This is a genomic window from Variovorax sp. Soil_C_33 (assembly GCF_057656935.1).
Genome location: NZ_JBDGJK010000001.1, coordinates 283,120 through 304,397 on the forward strand (window position 1 = coordinate 283,120; position 21,278 = coordinate 304,397).

Below are 21,278 nucleotides of genomic sequence, written 5' to 3' on the forward strand. Positions count from 1 at the left end.
GACCGTCAGAGCACGCCGGCCGCCACGCGGTGGCCCAGGCCCACTTCGAGCCACTCCGGCACATCGCCGGGCGCCGTCGCGCTGTCGAAGGCCGCAAAGCCCTGCGGCATCGTCTTGTTCGCGGCTTCGCGCCGCTGGAGCCTGAAGCCCCCGGCCTCGGGCACCAGCGCCGGCGCGGCGGACAGCAGGGCCCTCGTGTAGGGATGGTGCGGGCGGTCGAACACGGCGTCGCGCGTACCGCATTCGATCAGGTGGCCCAGGTGCATCACGGCCACGCGGTCGGCCACGCTTTCCACCACGCCGAGATCGTGCGAGACGAAGAGCAGCGCAAAGCCGTAACGCTGCTGCAGCCGCTGCAGCAGTTCCAGCACCTGCTTCTGCACGGTCGCGTCCAGCGCCGAGACCGGCTCGTCGGCCACCACCACGCGCGGGTTGGGAATGACGGCGCGCGCGATGGCCACGCGCTGGCGCTGGCCGCCCGAGATCTGGTGCGGAAAGCGGGAGGCGAACTCGGATGGCAGCCCGACCTCGGCCAGCAGGGCTCGGGCTTTTTGCAGGCGCTGCGAGCCGGTCAGCTCGGGGTCGTGGCGCAAGGGCTCGGCCACGATCGCATCGAGCCGCATGCGCGGATCGAGCGAGGAGTACGGGTCCTGGAACACCATCTGCACCGCGCGCTGGAAGCGCATGCGCTCGGCCTTGCCGAAGGCGGCCACATCGCGGCCCTCGAAGCGCAGCGTGCCGCCGGAGGGCTGGATCAGCTGCGTCATGACGCGCGCCACGGTGGTCTTGCCCGAGCCCGACTCGCCGACCACCGCCAGGGTTTCGCCGGCATGCAGCTGCAGGCTCACGCCCTTGACCGCTTCCACCGGCGGCGCACGCCGGAAGCCGCGCCGTGCGCCCGGGAAGCTCACCCGCAGTTGCTCGAGCTCGACCAGCGGCGCGGACTGCGCCGGCTCGCGCACGGGCCCCCTGGCCGGCAGCGCCGCAAGCAATTGCCGCGTGTACGCCTGCTGCGGGCGCAGAAGAATGTCGCCGGCCTCGCCCTGCTCCACCACGCGGCCCTTGTTCATGACGACCACGCGGCGCGCTCGCTCGGCCACCAGCGCGAGGTCGTGGCTTATCAGCAGCACAGCCGTGCCCATCTCGGCAGCAAGCTCGCCCATCACGTCGAGCACCTCGCGCTGCACCAGCATGTCGAGTGCGGTCGTCGGTTCGTCCGCCAGCAGCAGGGCGGGCTTCAGCAGCATGACGGAGGCCAGCATGATGCGCTGGCGCATGCCGCCCGAGAACTGGTGCGGATAGGCATCGAGGCAGCGCTCCGGCCGCGCGACGCGCACGCGTGCCAGCATCTCGATCGAGCGCGCGCGGATCTCGGCCGCGTCGAACGTGGTGTGCAGCCGCAACCCCTCAGCCATCTGCTCGCCGATGCGGATGGCCGGGTTCAGCGACACCAGCGGTTCCTGGAACACCATGCCGATGCGCGCGCCGCGCACCGCGCGCAGCGGCTCGCGCGCCAGCGTGAGCAGATCGCGGCCCTGGAAGCGGATGGCGCCACCCGCGATCTCCACGCCCGGCGGCAGCAGGTTCAGGATGGCGCGCGCGGTCAGGCTCTTGCCGCTGCCCGATTCGCCGACCACCGCCACCATCTCGCCCGAGTGGATGTCGAAACTCACGCCGTCCACCAGCGGCGCGCCAGTGCCGGAGCGCAGGCGCAGCCCCTCGATGCGCAGCAGCGCGGTCTCGTCGCTCATCGCCCCTCCATGCGCGGATCGGCCCAGTCGCGCATCGCGTCACCGAACAGGTTGACGCCCAGCAGCGCGAGCGAGATGCAGAGGCCCGGAAAGATCGCGAGCCATGGTGCCTGATCGATGTGGGCCCGGCTGTCCGACAGCATGCCGCCCCAGGTGGGCGCCGGCGGCGGCACGCCGAGGCCGAGGAAGCTCAGGGCGCTTTCGGACAGCAGCACCCAGCCGAACATCGCCGTGGTCAGCACGGTGAGCGGCGGGATGCAGCCCGGCAGCACATGGCGCCACAGCGTGTAGAGCGGCGAATTGCCCATCACGCGCGAGGCATCGATGAACTCCTTCTCGCGCAGCGAGAGCACGGTGCCGCGCACGACCCGCACCACCGAAGGCAGGAAGGCCAGCGCCAGCGCGAAGATCACGCCCCAGCGGCTGGGGCCGAAGGTGGCCATGATCGCGAGCGCGAACAGGAGACCGGGGAAGGCGAGCAGCACGTCGTTGAACGTCATCGCGACCTGGTCGAACCAGCCGCGCAGGAAGCCCGAGAGCGTGCCGAGCACGGCGCCGAGCAGCACCGCGATCAGCACCGTGACCACGCTCACCGTCACGCTGGAGGCGGCGCCGGCCAGCGCGCGCGAGAGCACGTCACGGCCCAGGTCGTCGGTGCCCAGCCAGTGCGCGGCCGAGGGGCCCTGCAGGCGCGCCATGAAGTCGGGCAGCGTCGGATCGTAGGGCTGCCACAGCGCGCCCAGCGCGGCGGCGCCGAGCACCAGCGCGAGCAGCGCTCCGCCGATCCAGGCATTGAGGCGCAGCTTCCTCGTCACAGCTTCACCCTCGGATCGAAGAGCGGATAGGCGAGGTCGACCAGCAGGTTGACCAGCGCGTAGATCGCGGCGATGAACATCAGGCAGCCCTGGATGACGGGGTAGTCGCGCGCATAGATCGCGTCCACCAGCAGGCGCCCGAGGCCCGGCAGCGTGAACACCGTCTCGACCACCGCGGCACCGCCGAGCAGGTTGCCGAGGATCAGGCCGATCAGCGTCCAGGTCGGCGCAAAGGCGTTGGGGAAGGCATGCTTGAACAGCACCGAGCGCTCCGACGCGCCCTTGGCCCGTGCATGGGCGATGTATTCGAGTTGCAGCACGTCGAGCGTGCTGGCCCGCGCCATGCGCGCCAGTGTGCCGAGCTCGACCAGCACCAGCGTCGCGACCGGCAGTGCCAGTACCTTGAGCGCCTGCGCGGCGTTCTCGTTGAAGGGCACGTAGCCCACCACCGGCACCCACTGCAGCACGATGCCGAACAGGAGCAGCAGCATCATGCCGAGCCAGAAGCTCGGGATCGAGAGCAAGGCGGTGGAGACGCCGACCACCGCCAGGTCCTGCCAGCGGTTCTGCCGCCAGGCGGCCAGCATGCCGGCCGGCACCGCGATGAGCGCGGCCAGCGCGACTGCGCTCAACACGATGGTGGCGGTGACGCTGAAGCGATCCCACAGGAGGCCGAGCACCGGTTCGCGGCTGATCAGCGATTGGCCCAGGTCGCCGGTCGCCATCTCGCCGAGCCAGTAGGCAAACTGCACGGGCAGCGGCCGGTCCAGCCCGAGCTGGCGGCGCAGATCGGCCAGCTGCGCGGGCTCGGCCGAATCGCCCAGCATCAGCAGCGCCGGGTCGCCCGGAATGGATCGGATCAGGAGGAAGACGACCGCGCCTACCAGCAGCAGCGAGAAGGCCGCCATGGCGAGGCGGGTCAGTGCATAGCGCAGCATCTGCCCTGCCTCAGCGCGCGAGCTTCACACCCCACAGGCGTTCCTTGCCGGCGGCCCAGGACTTGTAGCCCGAAACGCGATCCGAATGCGCGAACTCGTCGCTCGAATTGAAGAGCATCAGCATCGGGACGTCGTCGAGCATGGCCTTGTGCAGCTGGTCGAACAGGGCCTGACGCTGCGCCTTGTCGCCGTTCACGAAGGCCTCCTTCAGCAGGCCCTGCGCCTCGGGGTTGTCCCAGACCTTGCGCGGCTGCGTGTCTTTGGGGCCCATGATGGCGTCGTAGGCCTGCGCCGGGTCCATGCGCGACGAATAGGGAAAGGCCATGGCCTGGTAGTCGCCCTTGGTGTAGCGCTCAAGCTGCGCCGCCCATTCGAGCACCTCGACCTCGAGGTTCAGGCCGGCCTGCTTGGCCATGGCCTGCGCGACCAGCGCACTCTGGTAGCTGTCGGGATAGCGGCGGTTGGTGATCAGCTTGATCGGCTGGTTGGCGTAGCCGGCTTCCTTGAGCAGGGCCTTGGCGCGCTCGAGGTCGCGCTTGTAGCCGGTGCGCTCCACGTTGCCGTAGTAGCTGCTGCCTTCCGCCACCACCGAGGCGTTGTAGCGCGTCGTACCGCCCGACACCACCTGCGCGAGCTGCTCGCCGTCGAGCGAGAGCGCGAGCGCGCGGCGGATGCGCACGTCCTTGAGCAGCGGATCGCGCGTCTGCAGCAGCAGCGTGTTCATGGTCGGCGTGACGGCGGCGCCGAGCGTGAAGCCCTTGCGCTGCCCCAGGTCCTTGCGCGATTCGATCGAGAGGAAGGGCATCAGGTCCACGTCGCCGCGGATCAGCGCCGCACGCGTGATGCTCTCGTCGGGAATGAAGACGAAGCGCACGCTGTCGACCAGCGGCGTCTTGTTGCCGGTGTAGCCGTCGCGTTCGCCGTCGCGCGCCTTGTAGTCGGCATAGCGCGCGAGCTCGATGAACTGGCCCTTGCGCCATTCCTTGATGGCGAAGGGGCCGGTGCCGACCGGCGCCTTCCAGCTGCCGTCGGCCGCGACCGAGTCCTTGTGCAGGATCGCGCCGCCGCCGCACTGGATGGTCGACATCTCGGTGAGGAACAACGCATTCGGCGCGCCGAGCTTGAAGACCACGGTGCGCGCATCGGCTGCGCTCACGCTGTCGATCTTGCTGCGCCCGCGGCCGTCGAACTGCGACAGGCATTGCCAGTTGGTGGCGGGCGCCAGGTAGCGCTTCCACGACCAGACCGCGTCCTCGGCGGTGAGCGGCTCGCCGTTGTGAAACTTGATGCCCTGGCGCAGGGTGAACGTGTATGTCAGGCCGTCGGCCGAGGACTTCACGCTCTCGGCCAGCAGCGGGCCGACCGTGCCGTCCTCGCGATGCGCGACCAGGCCTTCGACGATGTGCTGCACGATGGTGTCGGAGTTCTGGTCGCGGCCCACACCGGGGTTGGTGCTGCGGATGTCGGAGTTCATGGCCACGCGGATCTGGCCGGGCTGGGGCTGGGCATGGGCCATGCCGAGCGAGAGGCCGGCGAGGCAGATGGCAAGGCCGAGGCTGATGGTCTTCATGAATGTCTCCTGGTCTTCCGGGCTCGGCCCTAGAGCGAATACTCGGTATAGATGTGCTCTTGGAACGGCGTCGGCGCGATGCGCATCTTTCGTGCCGCGGGATCGATCACGATCGTGGCCACCGTCGCCGAGGTGGCGCCGCCCGGCCCGGCGCTCGGTGCGCGGCACACCGCGCGCGGCGCGCCGAAGCGGTCGGACAGGGCCTCGATCACTTCTTCCTCGCCGAGCTGGCCGGCGCGCGCCAGGAGGAACTCGGAGACGCGGCGGTCGCGGTAGAGCGAATCGGGCGTGGTCTCCAGGCTCCTGTCGAGCACGCGGGCCAGCGCGCCCGGCGTCTTGAAATGGTTGGCATGCACGAGCACGCCGTTCTCGGGCAGTTGCCAGAACACCTGCTGCGGGCAGGTCTCCAGGCTCACCGCCTCGCCCTCGGCGTGGCTGATGATCATGTTGTTGGAGATGGTGCGCGCGCTGCGGAACACCACGCCCAGCGCCTGGGCGTAGAGCGTGGACTTCAGGATCGAGCGCCGGATCAGCGGCAGCGGCACGCCGGTTGCGCGGCCGTCGTCCGCGCTCTTCAGGAAGTTGCCGGTGAGGGCGATGCCGTGCTCGTTGAGCCCCGCGCGCGCCAGCGTGCCGGCTTCCACGAAGGTGAGGATCGCCGGGCCGTCGGCCGGACGGATGCGCAGCACCACGCCGAGGTCCACGCTCTCCACGCGCCAGTCCCAGTTCTGGGCATGGATCAGCCGGCCGCCGCGCGAAGCGGCGGGCATCACGACCACGCCGGTGCAGCCGTCGGGCGGCTCGGTCGCGGCCAGTTGCTCGTGGGCATAGAGCAATTCGCTGCGCGCATTGAGCGCGACGATCTCCTCGGGCTCGACTTCGGCACCGGCGGCGATGCCTTCGATCTCGCGCATCGACTCGGGATCGAAGGCCTCGATCTGCGGCACGAAGCGGCGCGCCAGCGCCTTGGTGCGCGACCAGTCGAGCCCCACCTTCTCGTAGGCGGCGCGATAGGTCTTGATGGACAGTGCGATGCGGTCGCCGGCGGCACGGCCGTATTGCAGGCCGCGCTGCGGCGCGTCGCCCTCGATGTCGATCAGCGGAAAAGCGGTCAATGCCATGATGCAGCCCCGGTCAGCTCGCGAAGGAAGTTTGCGCCCCGCCGATCCCCTGGCGCAGGCTGTCGATCACCTGGTCGACCTCGGCGCGCGAGATCACCAGCGGCGGCGACAGCGCGATGCTCTCGCCCACCGGCCGGACCAGCACGCCCTTGTCCATGCAGTCGCGCTGCACCGCCTGCGCCCGCGCGCCCGGCTGGCCCGCCCAGGGCGCCAACTCGACGGCACCGAGCAGGCCCAGGTTGCGGATGTCGATCACGCCGGGCAGATTGCGCAGCGAATGCAGCCCCTCCTCGAAGTACGGCGCGATCTCGGCCGCGCGCTGCGCCAGGCCCTCCTGCGCATGCACGTCCAGCGTGGCCAGCGCGGCCGCACAGGCCAACGGATGGCCCGAGTAGGTGTAGCCGTGCGAGAACTCGACGCCGCTCTCGCTGCCGCTCATGAAGGTGTCGTAGACGCCCTTGCGCACCAGCACCGCGCCCATCGGCACGACCGCGTTGGTCAGTCCCTTGGCCGTGGTCGCCAGGTCGGGCACCACGCCGAAGTAGTCGGCCGCGAAGTTGGCGCCCAGCCGGCCGAAGCCGGTGATGACCTCGTCGAAGATCAGCAGGATGCCGTGCCGGTCGCAGATCTCGCGCAGGCGCTTCAAGTAGCCCACGGGCGGCGGCAGCACGCCGGTGGCGCCGGCGATCGGTTCCACGATCACGGCCGCGATGGTGGCGGGGTCGTGCAGCGCGCAGATGGCCTCCAGGGCATCGGCATGCTCGACGCCATGCGCCGGCTCGCCGCGCGAGAAGGCATTGCGCTTCGGATCATGCGTGTGCGGCAGGTGGTCCACGCCCGGCAGCAGCGGCCCGAAGGCATTGCGGTGCTTGGCGATGCCCGCGACCGAGATGCCGCCGAAGCCCACGCCGTGGTAGGCCCGCTCGCGGCCGATCAGCCGATAGCGGCCGGCGTCGCCGCGCGCCCGGTGGTAAGCCAGCGCCATCTTGAGCGCGGTGTCGACCGACTCCGAGCCCGAGTTGGTGAAGAACACGTGGTCGAGGTCGCCGGGCGCGAGCTCGGCGATGCGCGCAGCGAGCTCGAAGGCCGGCGGATGGCCGATCTGGAAGCTGGAGGCGTAGTCCAGCGTGTCGATCTGCTCCTTGAGCGCGGCGGAGATCTTCGGATGCTTGTGGCCCGCGTTGACGCACCAGAGCCCCGCGATCGCATCGAGCACCTGCTGCCCGTCGGACATTCGATAGTGCATGCCCTCGGCCCCGACGATGAAGCGCGGATCGCGCTTGAACTTGCGGTTGGCGGTGAAGGGCATCCAGTAGGCATCGAGCCTGGTGGAGAAGGCGGGGTCTGCGGCGTGCATGAGGCGGGTCGGTGGATGTCGTCGCAGGCATCGTAGGCCGCCAGATTGCATTTTTCAATTTGGAAATACAAAAAATACAGGCACGAAAAATACAAGCGCAGCGGCTGCCGCGACGGCAGGTTTGAACCTTCTTCTGCATGGCGCTGCAGCCTGCTGTCCGCATATATTCGCGCCTCGTCGCCGGTTCGTCCCGTGCGGGCTCGTGCAGACGGCCAACAAGAACACCCCAGCAGGAGTAATTCAAATGGGATTGATGGACACCATCGGCCATGCGCTGATGAACAACGATGAGTTGCACTTCGCCGCCGAGCCTCGATGCTCGTCCGAGGAGCAATGGCTGGTCACGCTGAGCGCTCCCCTGTCTGCCTACAACGGCAACTTCGTCAATGCCGTCGAGACCGGCCAGACGAAGGAGGCGCTGCGCGAAGGCGTCGCCGGCATGTGGGGCGTGCAGGACCGCGCGAGCTTCGAGCAGACGGCCCGCTGGCTGGTGGAGGAAGGACATCGCGGCAAGTACCTCGGCGCATGGCGCGCCCTGGTCAAGCTCGACGCCGCGCACCAGGCGGCGCCGCTGCTGCTGCGCGCCGTGGCCTCGGTGGTCTTTCCCGGCCTGTTCATGCTGAAGCTGCGCGGCGAGTTGAACTACGAGGACTTTGCGAACCAGACCGGCAAGAGCGTCACCGACATCGCCGCCCTCATGGGCTCCTACAACGACTGGATGGGCGATCTGCGCAAGCCGCTCGGCGTGCAGCCCGTCGAGATCAACGACCTGGTCGCATGGGACGCCGTGCGGCTGGCCAGCCTTTCGCGCTGGGGCGTGGAACTGGGCTATATCGATCGCAGCGAGTTGACGGGATTCGCGTCCGGACTGTCCGCGCAGGTTCGCGGCGCCTACGGGAACTGGGCCCAGCTGAGCGCGGCCTATGTGGCAGCCGGCCTGATCTGGAACTACTCGGAAGCGCGGCAGGAAGCGCTGGTGCGCACGAATGCAATGCTGGTGAGCGATCCGCGCAGTCCGTACAAGAGCGTGTCCTTCCATTGAGGCTTTCCCCGGCGCAGCGACGACGCAACGCGTCGACGCGAATCCGTCACTTCATCCGCGGTTCGGCGCAATAGTTCACGGCGTCGCCCTGCACGCGCGGCGGCGCCGCAGTAGGATCGAAACGCCGGACGCCCATCGGCGTTCGCCGGAAGCGGGCAGATCCATGAAAGCGCGATTTGAACTGGGAGCACTCCTATCGGCCTCCGTGCTCGGCATCTGCGTGCCGGCCCAGGGCCAGACGGAGCGACAGACGGCCGAGCCGAACGCGGCCGAGCAGCAGGAGGCCGACTGGCGCGTGATCGCGGCGCGCTGCGGCAGCCCGGCCTTCGAGAAGGCCTTCTACAAGGACTCCAGGGCCGCCGTCGCCGCCGGACTGATCAACAAGAATCGCATGCCCTCGGATGTCGAGAAGTCGGTCGAGGCGCTGCGGCGCAGCCCCTTCGTCCTGGTCACGAGCAACGCGGACTGCCCGAGCCAGCTTGCGCAGTTGACGGAACTTCAGAAGACCCGCAAGGAAATGCGGCGGACCGGGCGCGGCCGCAGGCCTTGACCATGGAAACCCGCAGACTCAAGGCAGGCCAGCCCATCACGCCGGATCAGTTCGAAGAAATGTCCGACGAGCAACTGGCGCGCCTCGTGCCACGCGCATACCGGGAATTCTTTCCGGGCAAGGACTTCTGCGCCGACGGCCACTTCTATCTTCACGACGGTACGGCATGGAGCTTCTACAGAGGGGGCTTCCTGGACGAGTAGGCCGGGCTCAAGCCTTGCCGAACTCGGCAAAGCTCTCGTTCAAGCGATCCATCCAGCGCGCTTTCGTCGCCGCGTCGACAAAACTCCCCTCGAAACTGTTGGCCGCCAGCTGCCACGCATGCTGCGCCGCCAGGCCGGTCGCAGCGAAGGTCTGGACGAAGTTCTCGTTCATGTAGCCGCCGAAGTAGGCCGGGTCGTCCGAATTCACGGTCGCGACCAGGCCGGCATCGAGCAAGGTACCGAGGTTGTGCTGCGCCAGGTCGGGGAACACGCACAGCTTCAGGTTGGACAGCGGGCAGACGGTAAGCGGGATGCGGTCCGCTGCCAGGCGCTTCATCAGCGCGGCGTCCTTGGTGCTCTGCACGCCGTGGTCGATGCGCTCGACCTTGAGCACGTCGAGCGCGCTCCACACGTAGGCCGGCGGTCCCTCCTCGCCCGCGTGCGCGACCAGGTGGAGGCCCAGCTCGCGGCAGCGCGCGAACACGCGCGCGAACTTCTCGGGCGGATGGCCGAGCTCGCTGGAGTCGAGTCCGACGCCGATGAAGCGGTCGCGAAACGGCAGCGCCTGCTCGAGCGTGGCGAAGGCATCCTCCTCGCTCAGGTGGCGCAGGAAGCACAGGATCAGCGCCGCGCTCACGCCGAGCTTGCTCTTGGCGTCGACGCAGGCACGGTGCAGGCCGTCGATCACGGTCTGCATCGCGACGCCGCGCGCGGTGTGCGTCTGCGGATCGAAGAACATCTCTGTGTGCACGACGTTGTCGGCCGCGGCGCGTTCGAGGTAGGCCCAGGCCATGTCGTAGAAGTCCTGCTGCGCAAGCAGCACGCTGGCGCCGGCGTAGTAGATGTCCAGGAAACTCTGCAGGTTGGTGAAGGCGTAAGCGCGGCGCAACGCCTCGACGCTGGCGTAGGGAATGGCCACGCCGTTGCGCTGCGCCAGCGCGAAGATCAGCTCGGGCTCGAGCGAGCCTTCGATGTGGATGTGCAGCTCGGCCTTGGGCATGGCGCGCAGCAGCGCGGGCAGGCGGTCGGCGGCAATGGGGGAAACGGTGCGTTGGGTCGTCATCAGCAGACTCCGAAAGTGATGCCGCGCGCCAAGAGGTGCCGGCGGTAGAAAGACGAGGCCTTGTCGGCCGCGGTGTGCAGCTCGGCGCGCAGGTCCAGCGGCAGGCGCTTGGGCTGCTGCGATTCGAGCACCGGCTTGTCCTGCAGGAAGATGGTGTCCTGGAATGCGCGCAGTTGCGCATCATCGCGCGCAAAGTCGGCGGTGGCGAGGCGAAACCATACCCGGCTGCGCTCCGCATCGACGGGGCAGATGAAAAGCGCGATCGATTCCTGGTAGCCGGCCATGCCAACGCTCGCCGCTTCGGGGATCTTGGTCAGCACCGCGGCGTAGGGCGCCGTCACCTCGTAGCTGTATTCGACCTTCGCCGGCGCCGTGGAGTTGATCGTGGACTGCGGCTGCCAGGCCCTGCAGCCGGTCGCCAGCAGGCCGCCTGGCGTGGCCTCGACGCGGTAGTCGTCGATGGCCGTCATCTCGCGCGCGCCGAGCCAGCCTTCGTGCACGAAGCCGAAATGCGCCATGTCCAGGAAGTTCTCGACCAGGCGCGGTGCACTGGTTTCGACCGCGTAGGGGCCGCAGTTGAGCTTGCGCAATTTCGCGTCGTGCTCGGCCGCGAAGTCGGGGAGCGCGCCGCCCTCGCCTTGCAGCCGAACCCAGACCAGGCCATGGGCTTCCTGCGCGGCGTGCACGGTCGTGCGGTGCGTGGCCGGCGGTACGAACTCGGGCAATGCCGGCACGTGCGCGCATTGACCGCCGGTCGCGAAGCGCCACCCGTGGTACGGGCACTCGAGCGCCGTGCCGCCCTCACACGGCACCACGCGGCCCAGCGAGAGCTGCGCGCCGCGGTGCGGACAGCGGTCGGCCCATGCTTGCACCGCGCCGGCCGCGCCGCGCCACAGCACGAGCTTGTCGCCGAGTAGGCGTACCGCGAGCGGTGCATCCGCGACCTCTTCGGCTAGCGCCACGGGATGCCAGAGTTCTTTTTCGATCATCGTGGGACTTGAAATGAAAAAGGGTTGCCGGTGGGCAACCCTTCCAACGCGGGAGGCGGACGCCGCCGGGCCGCCCCAAGGCGGCCGCGCCTCCCCCTTGGGGGTGGAGTTACACGAAGCGCAGCGAAGTGAAAAGCCGGGGGGCCTTACTTCTTTTCGCCGCCAGGGACCTTGCCCTCGACGCCCTTGACGTAGAAGTTCACGCCCGAGAGGAACTTGTCGTCGGCCACCGCGTCCTTGGCGATCAGTTCCTTGCCGTCCTGGGCGACGATCGGGCCCTTCCAGATCGAGAAGCTGCCGTCCTTCAGGCCCTTCTTGACTTCCTCGACCTTGGCCTTGGTCTCGGCCGGCACGTCCTCGGCGAGCGAGACGATGTCGATCGCGCCTTCCTTCACGCCCCACCAGGTCTGGCCGGTGGCCCACTTGCCGTCGAGCGCGTCCTGCACGGCCTTGGTGTAGTACGGCGTCCAGTTGATGATGGCCGAGGCCAGGTGAGCCTTGGGACCGTAGGCGGTCATGTCCGAATCCCAGCCGAAGGCGCGCTTGCCTTTTTCCTGCGCGGTCTTGAGGACGGCCGGCGAGTCGGTGTTCTGGAACAGCACGTCGGCGCCGCCGTTGATGAGGGCCGTGGCGGCCTCGGTTTCCTTCGGCGGGCTGAACCATTCGTTGACCCACACCACCTTGGTCGTGATCTTCGGGTTGACCGACTGGGCGCCCAGCGTGAAGGAATTGATGTTGCGCAGCACTTCGGGGATCGGCACCGAGCCGACCACGCCCAGCGTGTTGCTCTTGGTCATCGCGCCCGCGATGATGCCGGCCATGTACGCGCCCTCGTAGGTGCGGCTGTCGTAGGTGCGCATGTTCTCGGCCGTCTTGTAGCCGGTGGCATGCTCGAACTTGACTTCCTTGTTGTCGTTCGCGACCTTGAGCATCGGCTCCATGTAGCCGAAGGTGGTGCCGAAGATCAGCTTGTTGCCCTGGCCCACCATGTCGCGGAACACGCGCTCGGCATCGGCCGACTCGGGCACGCTCTCGACGAAAGTGGTCTTGATCTTGCCGCCGAACTCCTTCTCGATCGCCTTGCGCGCGTTGTCGTGCGCGAAGGACCAGCCGCCGTCGCCCACCGGACCGACATAGGCGAACGCGACGTTCAGCGGCGCTGCGGGCGCGGGGGCCGCGGCGCTCGGAGCCGGAGCCGGTGCGGCAGGTGCAGGCGCCGGCGCTTCTTCCTTCTTGCCGCAGCCGATGAGGGCGGCCGAAGCGACCGCGGTGAAGGCAGCCAGCTTGAGCAGGGAACGCTTGTTCAGATCATTCATTGTCGAAATCCTCGAAAAGGACAGGTTGGCAGAGAAACAAAACGAAACGCAATTATGAGCCGGGGTAGAAGGGTTTCCCGATCGATGCCGGCATGTTGACGCGGATGAAAGCCGGGTTGCGCGAGATCAGCGCCAGCACCACGATCGGCGCGATGTACTGCAGCATGCTGAGGAACTGGCTGGGCACGTCGACGCCCGTGCTCTGCAGGTGAAAACCCAGCATCGAGACGCCGCCGAACAGGTAGGCGCCGAGCAGCACGCGCACCGGCCGCCACGTGGCGAAGGTGGTGAGCGCCAGCGCAATCCAGCCGCGGCCTGCCACCATGCCCTCGACCCACAGCGGCGTGTAAACCGTCGACAGATACGCGCCCGCCAGTCCGCACAGCGCACCGCCCGAGATCACCGCCAGGAAGCGGATGCGGCGCACCGGATAGCCCAGCGCATGCGAGGACTCCGGCGACTCGCCGACCGAGCGCAGCACCAGCCCGGCGCGCGTGCGGTAGAGGAACCAGATGAGGCCGATGGTCAACAGCACGGCGAAATACACCATCGGGTGGTGCCGGAACAGCGCCGGCCCGACGAGCGGAATGTCGCCGAGGATCGGCAGCGCGTAGTTGGTGCTCTCGGGCAGCTTGGCCTGCACGAAGTTGATGCCCGCGAAGGCCGAGAAGCCGACGCCGAACAGGCTCAGCGCCAGCCCGGTCGCGTACTGGTTGGTGTTGAGCCAGATCACCAGGACGCCGAAGAAGGCCGCCAGCAGCGCGCCGGCCGCAGCGCCGGCAAGAAAGCCGAGCCAGGTGTTGCGCGTGACCACCACGGTGGCGAAGCCGGCGATCGCGGCGCACAGCATCATGCCCTCGGCGCCGAGGTTCACGATGCCGGCCTTCTCGTTGATCAGCAGGCCCAGCGCCGCGATCGCGAGCACGGTGCCGGCGCTGAGCGTGGAGCCCAGGAGGAGTGCATAGGATTCCATCAGAGGGCTCCTTCGGTGACTTGAGCGGTGACAGGTGCGGTCAGTGGCGTGCTGGCTTGCAGCGACGACGTGCCGACCGGCGCAGCCACCGGCTTCGGAGCCGACTTGCGCCGGATGCGGTATGCAATCAGCGTGTCGCAGGCCAGCAGAGTGAAGAGCAGCAAGCCCTGGAACACCCCGGTCAGCGACTTCGGCAGGCCCAGCCGCGACTGCGCGAGCTCGCCGCCGATGTAGAACATGCTCATCAGGATGGCCGAGAAGATCATGCCCACCGGATGCAGGCGGCCGACGAAGGCCACGATGATCGCGGCGAAGCCGTAGCCCGCCGGCACGTAGGGCGTGAGCTGGCCGATCGGGCCTGCCACTTCGAGCGCGCCGGCGAGGCCGGCCGCGCCGCCCGAGGTGAGCAGCGCGATCCACACGGCGCGCCGCGCCGAGAAGCCGGCATAACGCGCGGCTGCCGGTGCCAGTCCGCCGACCTGCTGCGCGAAGCCCGAGCGCGTGCGGAACAGGAATACCCACAAGGCGGCCGCGCCGATCAGCGCGATGACCAGGCCGATGCTCACGCGCGAACCCTTCATGAGCCGCGGGATCTGCGTCACCGCCTCGAAGGTCTTGGTCTGCGGGAAGTTGTAGCCCATCGGGTCTTTCCAGGGCCCGTAGACCATGTAGCCCAGGAGCAGCGTCGCCACGTAGACCAGCATCAGGCTCACCAGGATCTCGTTGGCATTGAACTTGTCGCGCAGGAAGGCCACGATGCCGGCCCAGACCATGCCGCCTGCGATGCCGGCCACGAGGATCGCAGCCACGATCCAGGAGCCCGTTGTCTTGTCGGCCATGAGCGCCACGCCGCCGGCCGCGATCGCGCCGAACACGAACTGCCCTTCGGCGCCGATGTTCCACACGTTGGAGCGGAAGCACACGGCCAGCCCGAGCGCAATGATGAGCAGCGGCGTGGCCTTCACCATCAGCTCGCCGAGCGCATAGCCGCTCTTGATCGGTTCCCAGAAGAAGACCGCGAGGCCTTTGACCGGATCCTTGCCCAGCAGCGCGAACAGCACCATGCCGATCAGCACGGTGATCAGGAGCGCCAGGATCGGCGAGCCGTAGCTCCAGAAGCGCGAGAGCTGCGGGCGGGGTTCGAGCTTAAGCATGGGCCACCTCCTTCGCTGCAGCCGCGGGTGCGTTCCACAGGCCGCTCATCCATTCGCCGATCTGCGGCACCGTGGCCGCCGCGCGATCGATCGAGGGCGAGAGCCGGCCCTTGGCGATCACGTGCAGCCGGTCGCTGATCTCGAACAGCTCGTCGAGCTCCTCGCTCACCACCAGCACCGCGCAGCCGGTGTCGCGCAGCGCCAGGATCTCGCCGCGGATCAGCGCCGCGGCGCCCACGTCCACGCCCCAGGTCGGCTGCGAGACGACGAAGATCTTCGGGTTGGCATCGAGCTCGCGACCGACGATGAACTTCTGCAGGTTGCCGCCCGAGAGCGAACGCGCCGCGGCGCCGGGCCCACCGGCCTTGACGTTGAAGCGCCGGATGATCTCGCCGGCATGCTGCTGCAGCGCACCGGTGCGGATCCAGCCGCCCTTGCCGACCGCGTTGCTGCGCGTGAGCAGCATGTTGTGCGCGAGGCTCAGCGTCGGCACCGCGCCGCGGCCCAGCCGCTCCTCCGGCACGAAATGCAGGCCCAGCGCGCGCCGCTTGCGCGGCCTGAAATGCGCGGCCGGCTGGCCGAAGACCTCGATCATCGGCGCCTCGGCACGCGTGTCCTCGCCCGAGAGCGCGTAGAGCAGCTCTTTCTGACCGTTGCCCGACACGCCCGCGATGCCCACCACCTCGCCGGCACGCACGTCGAGCGAAATGCCCTCGAGGTCGACGCCGAACTGGTCCTCGCGCGCCAGCGTCAGGCCCTTGACCCGCAAGGCCACCGCGCCCGCATGCACCGGCCGGTGCGTGAGCGGCGGCGGCTCGGCGCCGATCATCAGGCGCGAGAGCGACTCGTTGCTCTCGTTCTGCGGGTTGCACACGCCCGTGACCTTGCCGCCGCGCAGCACGGTGCAGGCGGTGCAGAGCTCGCGGATCTCGTGCAGCTTGTGGCTGATGTAGAGGATGCTGCAGCCTTCGGAGGCCAGCTTCTTGAGCACCACGAAGAGCTTGACCACCGCCTGCGGCGTCAGCACCGAGGTGGGCTCGTCGAGGATCAGCAGCTTGGGGTCGGTGAGCAGCGCGCGGATGATCTCCACCCGCTGCATCTCGCCGACCGAGAGCGTATGCACCGGCCGCGACGGATCGATGTCCAGGCCGTACTCGCTCGCCTTGGCCGTGATGCGGCGCGTGACCTCGGCCAGCGCCAGGCTCTTGTCGAGCCCGAGCCAGACGTTCTCGGCCACGGTGAGCGTGTCGAACAGGCTGAAGTGCTGGAACACCATGCTGATGCCCAGCGCCCGCGCCTCTTGCGGGTTGCGCACGGTGACCGGCTGGCCGTTGAACATCACGCTGCCTTCGTCCGGCTTCACCGAACCGTAGATGATCTTCATCAGCGTGGACTTGCCGGCGCCGTTCTCGCCGAGGACGGCATGGGTTTCGCCCGGCGCCACCGTGAGCGAGACGTCGCTGTTGGCGACCACCGCGGGATAGCGCTTGGTGATGTGCGCGAGCTGGAGTCTGTTGTGGATTGTCATGCCTGTGCCTGGCCGTTGAGAGTGTCAGTGTCCGCCGATATAGATGAATTTAAACAAGAACACGCCGCCTATGAGCCACACCATCCAGTGCACCTGCTTGGCGCGGCCGGTGAACAGCTTCAGCACCGCATAGGTGATGAAGCCGAAGGCCAGGCCGTTGGCGATCGAATACGTGAAGGGCATCGCCAGCGCCGTGACGGCGGCCGGGATCACCTCGGTCGTGTCGTCCCAGTCGAGTTCGGTGATGTCCCTAAGCATCAAACAGGCCACGAAGAAGAGCGCCGGTGCGGTGGCATAGGCCGGCACCGAGCCGGCCAGCGGCGAGATCACCAGCGCCGCCAGGAACAGCGCCGCCACCGTGAGCGCCGTGAGGCCGGTGCGGCCGCCCGCCTGCACGCCGGCAGCGCTCTCCACGTAAGCCGTGGTGCTCGAGGTGCCCAGCAGCGAGCCCGCGAAGATCGCGCCGCTGTCGGCCAATAGCGACTTGTTGAGCCGGTCCATCTTGCCCGGCACCAGCAGGCCGGCGCGGCGCGCCACGCCCATCAGCGTGCCGGTGGCGTCGAAGAGCTCGACCAGGAAGAAGACCAGGATCACGTTCAGGATGCCGCCCGAGAGCGCTGCCTTGATGTCCAGCTGCAGGAAGGTGGGCGCGATCGAGGGCGGCGCCGAGAACACGCCGCGGAAGGTGTTGCCGCCGAAGAAGAAGGACAGCACCGTCACGGCGATGATGCCGATCAGGATCGCGCCGGGCACCTTTAGCCGGTCGAGCACCACGATCGTGAAGAAGCCCAGCGTCGCCAGCACCACCTGCGGCGTGTGCAGGTCGCCCAGCGTGATGTAGGTGGCCTTGGACGGCGCCACGATGCCCGCGCTCTTGAGCGCGATGATCGCGAGGAAGAGCCCGATGCCGACCGTGATGGCCAGGCGTATCGACTGCGGGATGCCGCGGATGATCAGCTCGCGCAGCTTGAAAAGCGTGACCAGGAGGAACAGGCAGCCCGAGACGAACACCGCGCCGAGCGCCGCCTGCCAGGTGAAGCCCATCTGCAGCACCACCACGTAGGCGAAGTAGGCGTTGAGCCCCATGCCGGGCGCCAGCGCGATCGGGTAGTTGGCATAGAGCGCCATGATCGCCGTGCCGAGCGCGGCGATCAGGCAGGTGGCGACGAACACCGCGTCCTTCGGCATGCCCGCGTCGCCGAGGATCGACGGGTTGACGAAGATGATGTAGGCCATCGTCAGGAAGGTCGTGAGGCCTGCCACCAGCTCGGTGCGCACCGTCGTGTTGTGCTCCTTGAGCTTGAACATGCGCTCGGCCCAGCCGGCGGCCGGACGTGCAGAGCTGGTGTCGTGCTCGCTGATGTCGAGCATCTGTTGTGTGCGGTTCATCGCGTTGTCTCCGTCTCTCTTCTAGATGGCGTGGGTCGAAGTCGCGACGCCCGGCGCGAATGGAAAAGCTGCTAGCCGGAGCCGGCAGCGGGGAGCGAGGGCCTCAGCGAGGCCGCCACGGCTTTGGTTCGCTCGCGCAGCCAGCGCGCAGAGCTCGAGGAATGGGTGCGCTCATGCCAGAGCTGGTAGTACATGAGGCGCGGCAGCGCGATCGGGCACTCGAGGATCGCGACCGGCAGCCGGTCGACGAAGCGCTCGCAGTACTGGCGGCCGGTGGTCAGCACCAGCAGGCTCGAAGCCACCATGTCGGGGATCAGGCTGAAGTGAGCGCAGCGCGCCGTGATGTTGCGCTGCCGGCCCAGCTCGTCGAGCATCTGGTCGATGATGCCGCGCGCGCCGGGGTGCATGGGCGTCGGCGCGACGTGCTCGGCCGCGAGCCAGGTCTCGAGCTCCCAGCCGCGCCGCACCGCCGGATGGTCCTTGTTGACCAGCGAGACGATGTCGTCCGCGAAGAGCCGCGCCATGTGCAGGTCTTCCGGCGGCTTGAGCCAGTTGCCGATCACCAGGTCGACCTGGCCGAGCGAGAGGTGCGCGTGGTAGTCCGAATCGGACGAGAGCGAATGGATCTCGATCTGGCACAGCGGCGCCTGCGCCTTGACCTGCGCCACCAGCATCGGCAAGAACAAGGGGTCGAGGTAGTCGCTGGCCGCGATGCGGAAGGTGGTGGAGGCGGTCTGCGGATCGAAGCCGCGCGCATCGGAGAACAGCATCTCCGCCGCGCGCAGGATGCTCGCGGCCGGATCGATCATGCGCAGCCCCGCGTCGGTCGGCACCATGCCCGAGCCCGAGCGCACCAGCAAGGGGTCGCCCGAGAGCTCGCGCAGCCGCTTCAGCGCTGCAGAGACTGCAGGCTGGTACATGCCCAGGCGGATGGCGGCGCGCGAGACGCTGCGGTCGGTCAACACGGTATGTAGAACCCGAATGAGGTGGAGATCGATCTTGTCCAGAAGCGCTTGGTCTCTCATGAGCTGCCCGCATTTGGTTGGGGATGTGCGGGCAGTTATACAGCGCTGCATTCAGATGGAAGGTGCCTTCAATTCGAAGCGTTTTGCACGGCGGTGACGGCCCGCAGAATGGCCTCGCTGGTGGCCGGCGCGGTCAGCGGCGGGTCCACCTTGTGCGCGCCTACGGCCGACACCGCATCGCGGATCGCGAAGAACACCGAGAAGGGCAGCAAGAGCGGCGGCTCGCCCACCGCCTTGCTGCGGTGGATCGAGTCCTCGAAGTTCTGGCCTTCGAACAGGCGCACGTTGAACACCGGCGGGCAGTCGTTGGCGGTCGGGATCTTGTAGGTGCTGGGCGCGTGGGTGGTCAGCAGCCCGGTCTTCGGATGCCACACCAGCTCCTCGGTCGTGAGCCAGCCCATGCCCTGGATGAAGGCGCCTTCGACCTGGCCGATGTCGACGGCAGGGTTCAGCGACTTGCCGGCGTCGTGCAGGATATCGGCGCGCAGCAGCTTCCATTCGCCGGTGAGCGTGTCGACGACGACCTCGCTCACGGCGGCGCCATAGGCGTAGTAGAAGAAGGGGCGGCCCTGCATCCGGTCCTTGTCCCAGCTGAGGCCCGGCGTGGCATAGAAGCCGTCGGACCAGAGCTGCACGCGGTCGAGGTAGGCCTCGCCGACGACCGTGCTGAACGACAGCAACCGGCCGTTGACTTCGACCTGGTCATTGGCGAAGCGCACCGCGCTTGCCTCGCCGCCGTGGCGCGCCGCGGCGCAGGCGGCCAGGCGTTCGCGGATCTGGCGCGCGGCGTCCTGCGCGGCCTTGCCGTTGAGGTCGGCGCCGGTCGATGCGGCGGTGGCCGAGGTGTTGGCCACCTTCTGCGTGTCGGTGGCGGTGACGCGCACGCTCTCGAAGCTCACGCCCAGTTCGTGCGCCACCACCTGCGCCACCTTGGTGTTGAGCCCCTGCCCCATCTCGGTGCCGCCGTGGTTCACGAGGATCGAGCCGTCGGTGTAGACGTGCACCAGCGCGCCGGCCTGGTTGAAATGCTTGACGTTGAAGGAGATGCCGAACTTCAGCGGCGCCAGCGCGATGCCGCGCTTGAGCACCGGGCTCTTCGCGTTGAAGGCCGCGATCTCCTCGCGCCGCGCGCGATAGCCGCTGGTGCCCTCGAGCTCGGCCACCAGCTCGTGGATGATGTTGTCGCTGACCACCTGCCCATAGGGCGTGACGTTGTTCTCCGTCTTGCCGTAGAAGTTGACGCGCCGCACGTCCAGCGGGTCGCGGCCCAGCTCGCGCGCCACGCTGTCGAGAATGTTCTCGATCGCGATCGCGCCCTGCGGGCCGCCGAAGCCGCGGAACGCCGTGTTGCTCTGCGTGTTGGTGCGGCCCGAGTAGCCGTGCATCGCCACGTCGGGCAGCCAGTAGGCATTGTCGAAGTGGCACAGCGCACGCGTCATCACCGGGCCCGACAGATCGGCCGAGTGGCCGGCACGCGAGACCATCGAGATCTCGGCGCCGAGGATGCGGCCTTCGTCGTCGTAGCCGACTTCGTATTCGTACCAGAAGCAGTGGCGCCGGCCGGTGATCAGGAAGTCGTCGTCGCGGTCGAGCCTGAGCTTGACCGGGCGCTGCAGCTTGTTGGCCGCCACCGCCGCCACGCAGGCGAAGAGCGCCGACTGCGACTCCTTGCCGCCGAAGCCGCCCCCCATGCGCCGGCATTCGACGTGCACCTCGTTCGCATGCAGGTGCAGCGCGTGCGCCACCAGGTGCTGCATCTCGCTCGGATGCTGGGTCGAGCAGTGCACATGCATCGTGCCGCCCTCCTTCGGGATCGCGTAGCTGATCTGGCCCTCGAGGTAGAACTGCTCCTGCCCGCCGACGTCGAGCGTGGCCTTGAGCCGGTGCGGCGCCTTCGCGATCGCGGCCTGCGCGCCGCCCTCGGTAGCGCGCACCAGATGCATCGGCGGCAGCACGTACTGGCCTTTCTCGTGCGCCTGCTGCGGCGTCAGCACGGGCGGCGCGGCCTCGATGTCCAGCGCATCCTTGGCGCGGGCCGCGGCGCGGCGGGCTGCATCGCGCGTCTCGGCGATCACGGCGAACACCGGCTGGCCCAGGTAGCGGATGTCGCCGCTGCAGAGGATCGGGTCGTCATGGATGATCGAGCCGCAGTCGTTGCTGCCCGGGATGTCGGCCGCGGTCAGCACCGCCGCCACGCCGGGCATGGCGCAGATGGCTTCGAGCTTCATGTTCTTGAGCCGGCCGTTGGCCACCGGCGACAAGCCCAGCGCGCAGTGCAGCGTGCCCGCGAGTTCGGGGATGTCGTCGATGTAGGTGGCCTCGCCGGCCACGTGCAGGTGGGCCGATTCGTGCGGCCGGCTGATGCCGACGCGCGCACCGTCGTCGTGCGCCTTGGCCTCGGCGCGCGCATCGATGCGCGCGGCGGTGTTCTTCAGGTAGTCGGCGAAGGCTTCGGCCGATTGCAGCAATGCGGGATCGAGCGGCTTGTTCATGT

Annotated in this window: 18 protein-coding genes; 3 read left to right on the top strand and 15 right to left on the bottom strand. The window is 68.3% G+C overall.

What is annotated here, in order from left to right:
- Positions 1-5: 5 nt before the first annotated feature.
- The 6 genes from AC3A6B_RS01480 to aptA are packed head-to-tail and all read right to left on the bottom strand — an operon-like array spanning position 6 to position 7,552.
- On the bottom strand, positions 6-1,751 hold the full coding sequence (locus tag AC3A6B_RS01480; protein WP_487834969.1) for an ABC transporter ATP-binding protein: 1,746 nt from the start codon (positions 1,749-1,751) through the stop codon (positions 6-8).
- Positions 1,748-2,566 carry an ABC transporter permease gene (locus AC3A6B_RS01485; protein ID WP_487834970.1) on the bottom strand — a complete coding sequence of 273 codons (819 nt, stop codon included), beginning with the start codon at positions 2,564-2,566 and terminating at the stop codon, positions 1,748-1,750. The genes AC3A6B_RS01480 and AC3A6B_RS01485 overlap by 4 nt, the downstream gene beginning before the upstream one ends.
- The gene (locus AC3A6B_RS01490; protein WP_487834971.1) at positions 2,563-3,504 is read right to left on the bottom strand and encodes an ABC transporter permease; all 942 of its coding nucleotides are present in this window, start codon (positions 3,502-3,504) and stop codon (positions 2,563-2,565) included. Before AC3A6B_RS01490 ends, AC3A6B_RS01485 begins: the two co-directional genes overlap by 4 nt.
- A 10-nt stretch (positions 3,505-3,514) precedes the next feature.
- Complete coding sequence (locus AC3A6B_RS01495; protein WP_487834972.1) at positions 3,515-5,074, bottom strand: ABC transporter substrate-binding protein; 1,560 nt, start codon at positions 5,072-5,074, stop codon at positions 3,515-3,517.
- 29 nt (positions 5,075-5,103) lie between these two features.
- On the bottom strand, positions 5,104-6,195 hold the full coding sequence (locus AC3A6B_RS01500) for a C45 family autoproteolytic acyltransferase/hydrolase (protein ID WP_487834973.1): 1,092 nt from the start codon (positions 6,193-6,195) through the stop codon (positions 5,104-5,106).
- A gap of 13 nt (positions 6,196-6,208) precedes the next feature.
- Entirely contained in the window at positions 6,209-7,552 is a 1,344-nt protein-coding gene (aptA, locus tag AC3A6B_RS01505; protein ID WP_487834974.1) for an omega-aminotransferase AptA, read from the bottom strand.
- Between the two features lie 244 nt (positions 7,553-7,796).
- Between aptA and AC3A6B_RS01510 the strand changes: the two genes are divergently transcribed.
- The 3 genes from AC3A6B_RS01510 (at position 7,797) to AC3A6B_RS01520 (ending at position 9,347) form a co-directional block, all read left to right on the top strand.
- Positions 7,797-8,594, top strand: a complete 798-nt coding sequence (locus AC3A6B_RS01510) for a DUF1266 domain-containing protein (RefSeq protein WP_487834975.1) — start codon at positions 7,797-7,799, stop codon at positions 8,592-8,594.
- A gap of 163 nt (positions 8,595-8,757) precedes the next feature.
- Complete coding sequence (locus tag AC3A6B_RS01515) at positions 8,758-9,144, top strand: hypothetical protein (RefSeq protein WP_487834976.1); 387 nt, start codon at positions 8,758-8,760, stop codon at positions 9,142-9,144.
- Between the two features lie 2 nt (positions 9,145-9,146).
- Positions 9,147-9,347, top strand: coding sequence for a hypothetical protein (locus tag AC3A6B_RS01520; RefSeq protein ID WP_487834977.1), 201 nt, complete (start codon positions 9,147-9,149; stop codon positions 9,345-9,347).
- A 7-nt stretch (positions 9,348-9,354) separates the two neighbouring features.
- Here the strand turns inward: AC3A6B_RS01520 and AC3A6B_RS01525 are convergent, their stop codons facing one another.
- The 9 genes from AC3A6B_RS01525 to xdhB all read right to left on the bottom strand — a co-directional run bounded on the left by AC3A6B_RS01525 (position 9,355) and on the right by xdhB (position 21,276).
- A complete protein-coding gene (locus AC3A6B_RS01525; protein WP_487834978.1) occupies positions 9,355-10,410 on the bottom strand; it encodes an adenosine deaminase in 1,056 nt (351 codons plus the stop codon).
- Positions 10,410-11,399, bottom strand: coding sequence for a Rieske 2Fe-2S domain-containing protein (locus tag AC3A6B_RS01530; RefSeq protein ID WP_487834979.1), 990 nt, complete (start codon positions 11,397-11,399; stop codon positions 10,410-10,412). The genes AC3A6B_RS01525 and AC3A6B_RS01530 overlap by 1 nt, the downstream gene beginning before the upstream one ends.
- A 146-nt stretch (positions 11,400-11,545) precedes the next feature.
- Positions 11,546-12,715, bottom strand: coding sequence for a BMP family ABC transporter substrate-binding protein (locus tag AC3A6B_RS01535; RefSeq protein ID WP_487834980.1), 1,170 nt, complete (start codon positions 12,713-12,715; stop codon positions 11,546-11,548).
- Between the two features lie 52 nt (positions 12,716-12,767).
- Positions 12,768-13,688, bottom strand: a complete 921-nt coding sequence (locus AC3A6B_RS01540; protein ID WP_487834981.1) for an ABC transporter permease — start codon at positions 13,686-13,688, stop codon at positions 12,768-12,770.
- Entirely contained in the window at positions 13,688-14,842 is a 1,155-nt protein-coding gene (locus AC3A6B_RS01545; protein WP_487834982.1) for an ABC transporter permease, read from the bottom strand. The genes AC3A6B_RS01540 and AC3A6B_RS01545 overlap by 1 nt, the downstream gene beginning before the upstream one ends.
- Positions 14,835-16,370, bottom strand: a complete 1,536-nt coding sequence (locus AC3A6B_RS01550) for an ABC transporter ATP-binding protein (protein ID WP_487834983.1) — start codon at positions 16,368-16,370, stop codon at positions 14,835-14,837. The genes AC3A6B_RS01545 and AC3A6B_RS01550 overlap by 8 nt, the downstream gene beginning before the upstream one ends.
- Positions 16,371-16,394: 24 nt before the next feature.
- Entirely contained in the window at positions 16,395-17,741 is a 1,347-nt protein-coding gene (locus AC3A6B_RS01555; RefSeq protein ID WP_487835235.1) for an NCS2 family permease, read from the bottom strand.
- An 89-nt stretch (positions 17,742-17,830) separates the two neighbouring features.
- Positions 17,831-18,784, bottom strand: a complete 954-nt coding sequence (locus AC3A6B_RS01560) for a LysR family transcriptional regulator (protein WP_487834984.1) — start codon at positions 18,782-18,784, stop codon at positions 17,831-17,833.
- A gap of 68 nt (positions 18,785-18,852) precedes the next feature.
- On the bottom strand, positions 18,853-21,276 hold the full coding sequence (xdhB, locus tag AC3A6B_RS01565; protein WP_487834985.1) for a xanthine dehydrogenase molybdopterin binding subunit: 2,424 nt from the start codon (positions 21,274-21,276) through the stop codon (positions 18,853-18,855).
- Positions 21,277-21,278 lie beyond the last annotated feature (2 nt).

Bases quoted from the DNA above. Each gene is read 5' to 3' on its own strand.
- AC3A6B_RS01480 (WP_487834969.1), bottom strand. From the start codon at position 1,751: ATGAGCGACGAGACCGCGCTGCTGCGCATCGAGGGGCTGCGCCTGCGC.
- AC3A6B_RS01490 (WP_487834971.1), bottom strand. From the start codon at position 3,504: ATGCTGCGCTATGCACTGACCCGCCTCGCCATGGCGGCCTTCTCGCTG.
- AC3A6B_RS01495 (WP_487834972.1), bottom strand. From the start codon at position 5,074: ATGAAGACCATCAGCCTCGGCCTTGCCATCTGCCTCGCCGGCCTCTCG.
- AC3A6B_RS01500 (WP_487834973.1), bottom strand. From the start codon at position 6,195: ATGGCATTGACCGCTTTTCCGCTGATCGACATCGAGGGCGACGCGCCG.
- aptA (WP_487834974.1), bottom strand. From the start codon at position 7,552: ATGCACGCCGCAGACCCCGCCTTCTCCACCAGGCTCGATGCCTACTGG.
- AC3A6B_RS01510 (WP_487834975.1), top strand. From the start codon at position 7,797: ATGGGATTGATGGACACCATCGGCCATGCGCTGATGAACAACGATGAG.
- AC3A6B_RS01515 (WP_487834976.1), top strand. From the start codon at position 8,758: ATGAAAGCGCGATTTGAACTGGGAGCACTCCTATCGGCCTCCGTGCTC.
- AC3A6B_RS01520 (WP_487834977.1), top strand. From the start codon at position 9,147: ATGGAAACCCGCAGACTCAAGGCAGGCCAGCCCATCACGCCGGATCAG.
- AC3A6B_RS01525 (WP_487834978.1), bottom strand. From the start codon at position 10,410: ATGACGACCCAACGCACCGTTTCCCCCATTGCCGCCGACCGCCTGCCC.
- AC3A6B_RS01530 (WP_487834979.1), bottom strand. From the start codon at position 11,399: ATGATCGAAAAAGAACTCTGGCATCCCGTGGCGCTAGCCGAAGAGGTC.
- AC3A6B_RS01535 (WP_487834980.1), bottom strand. From the start codon at position 12,715: ATGAATGATCTGAACAAGCGTTCCCTGCTCAAGCTGGCTGCCTTCACC.
- AC3A6B_RS01540 (WP_487834981.1), bottom strand. From the start codon at position 13,688: ATGGAATCCTATGCACTCCTCCTGGGCTCCACGCTCAGCGCCGGCACC.
- AC3A6B_RS01545 (WP_487834982.1), bottom strand. From the start codon at position 14,842: ATGCTTAAGCTCGAACCCCGCCCGCAGCTCTCGCGCTTCTGGAGCTAC.
- AC3A6B_RS01550 (WP_487834983.1), bottom strand. From the start codon at position 16,370: ATGACAATCCACAACAGACTCCAGCTCGCGCACATCACCAAGCGCTAT.
- AC3A6B_RS01555 (WP_487835235.1), bottom strand. From the start codon at position 17,741: ATGCTCGACATCAGCGAGCACGACACCAGCTCTGCACGTCCGGCCGCC.
- AC3A6B_RS01560 (WP_487834984.1), bottom strand. From the start codon at position 18,784: ATGAGAGACCAAGCGCTTCTGGACAAGATCGATCTCCACCTCATTCGG.
- xdhB (WP_487834985.1), bottom strand. From the start codon at position 21,276: ATGAACAAGCCGCTCGATCCCGCATTGCTGCAATCGGCCGAAGCCTTC.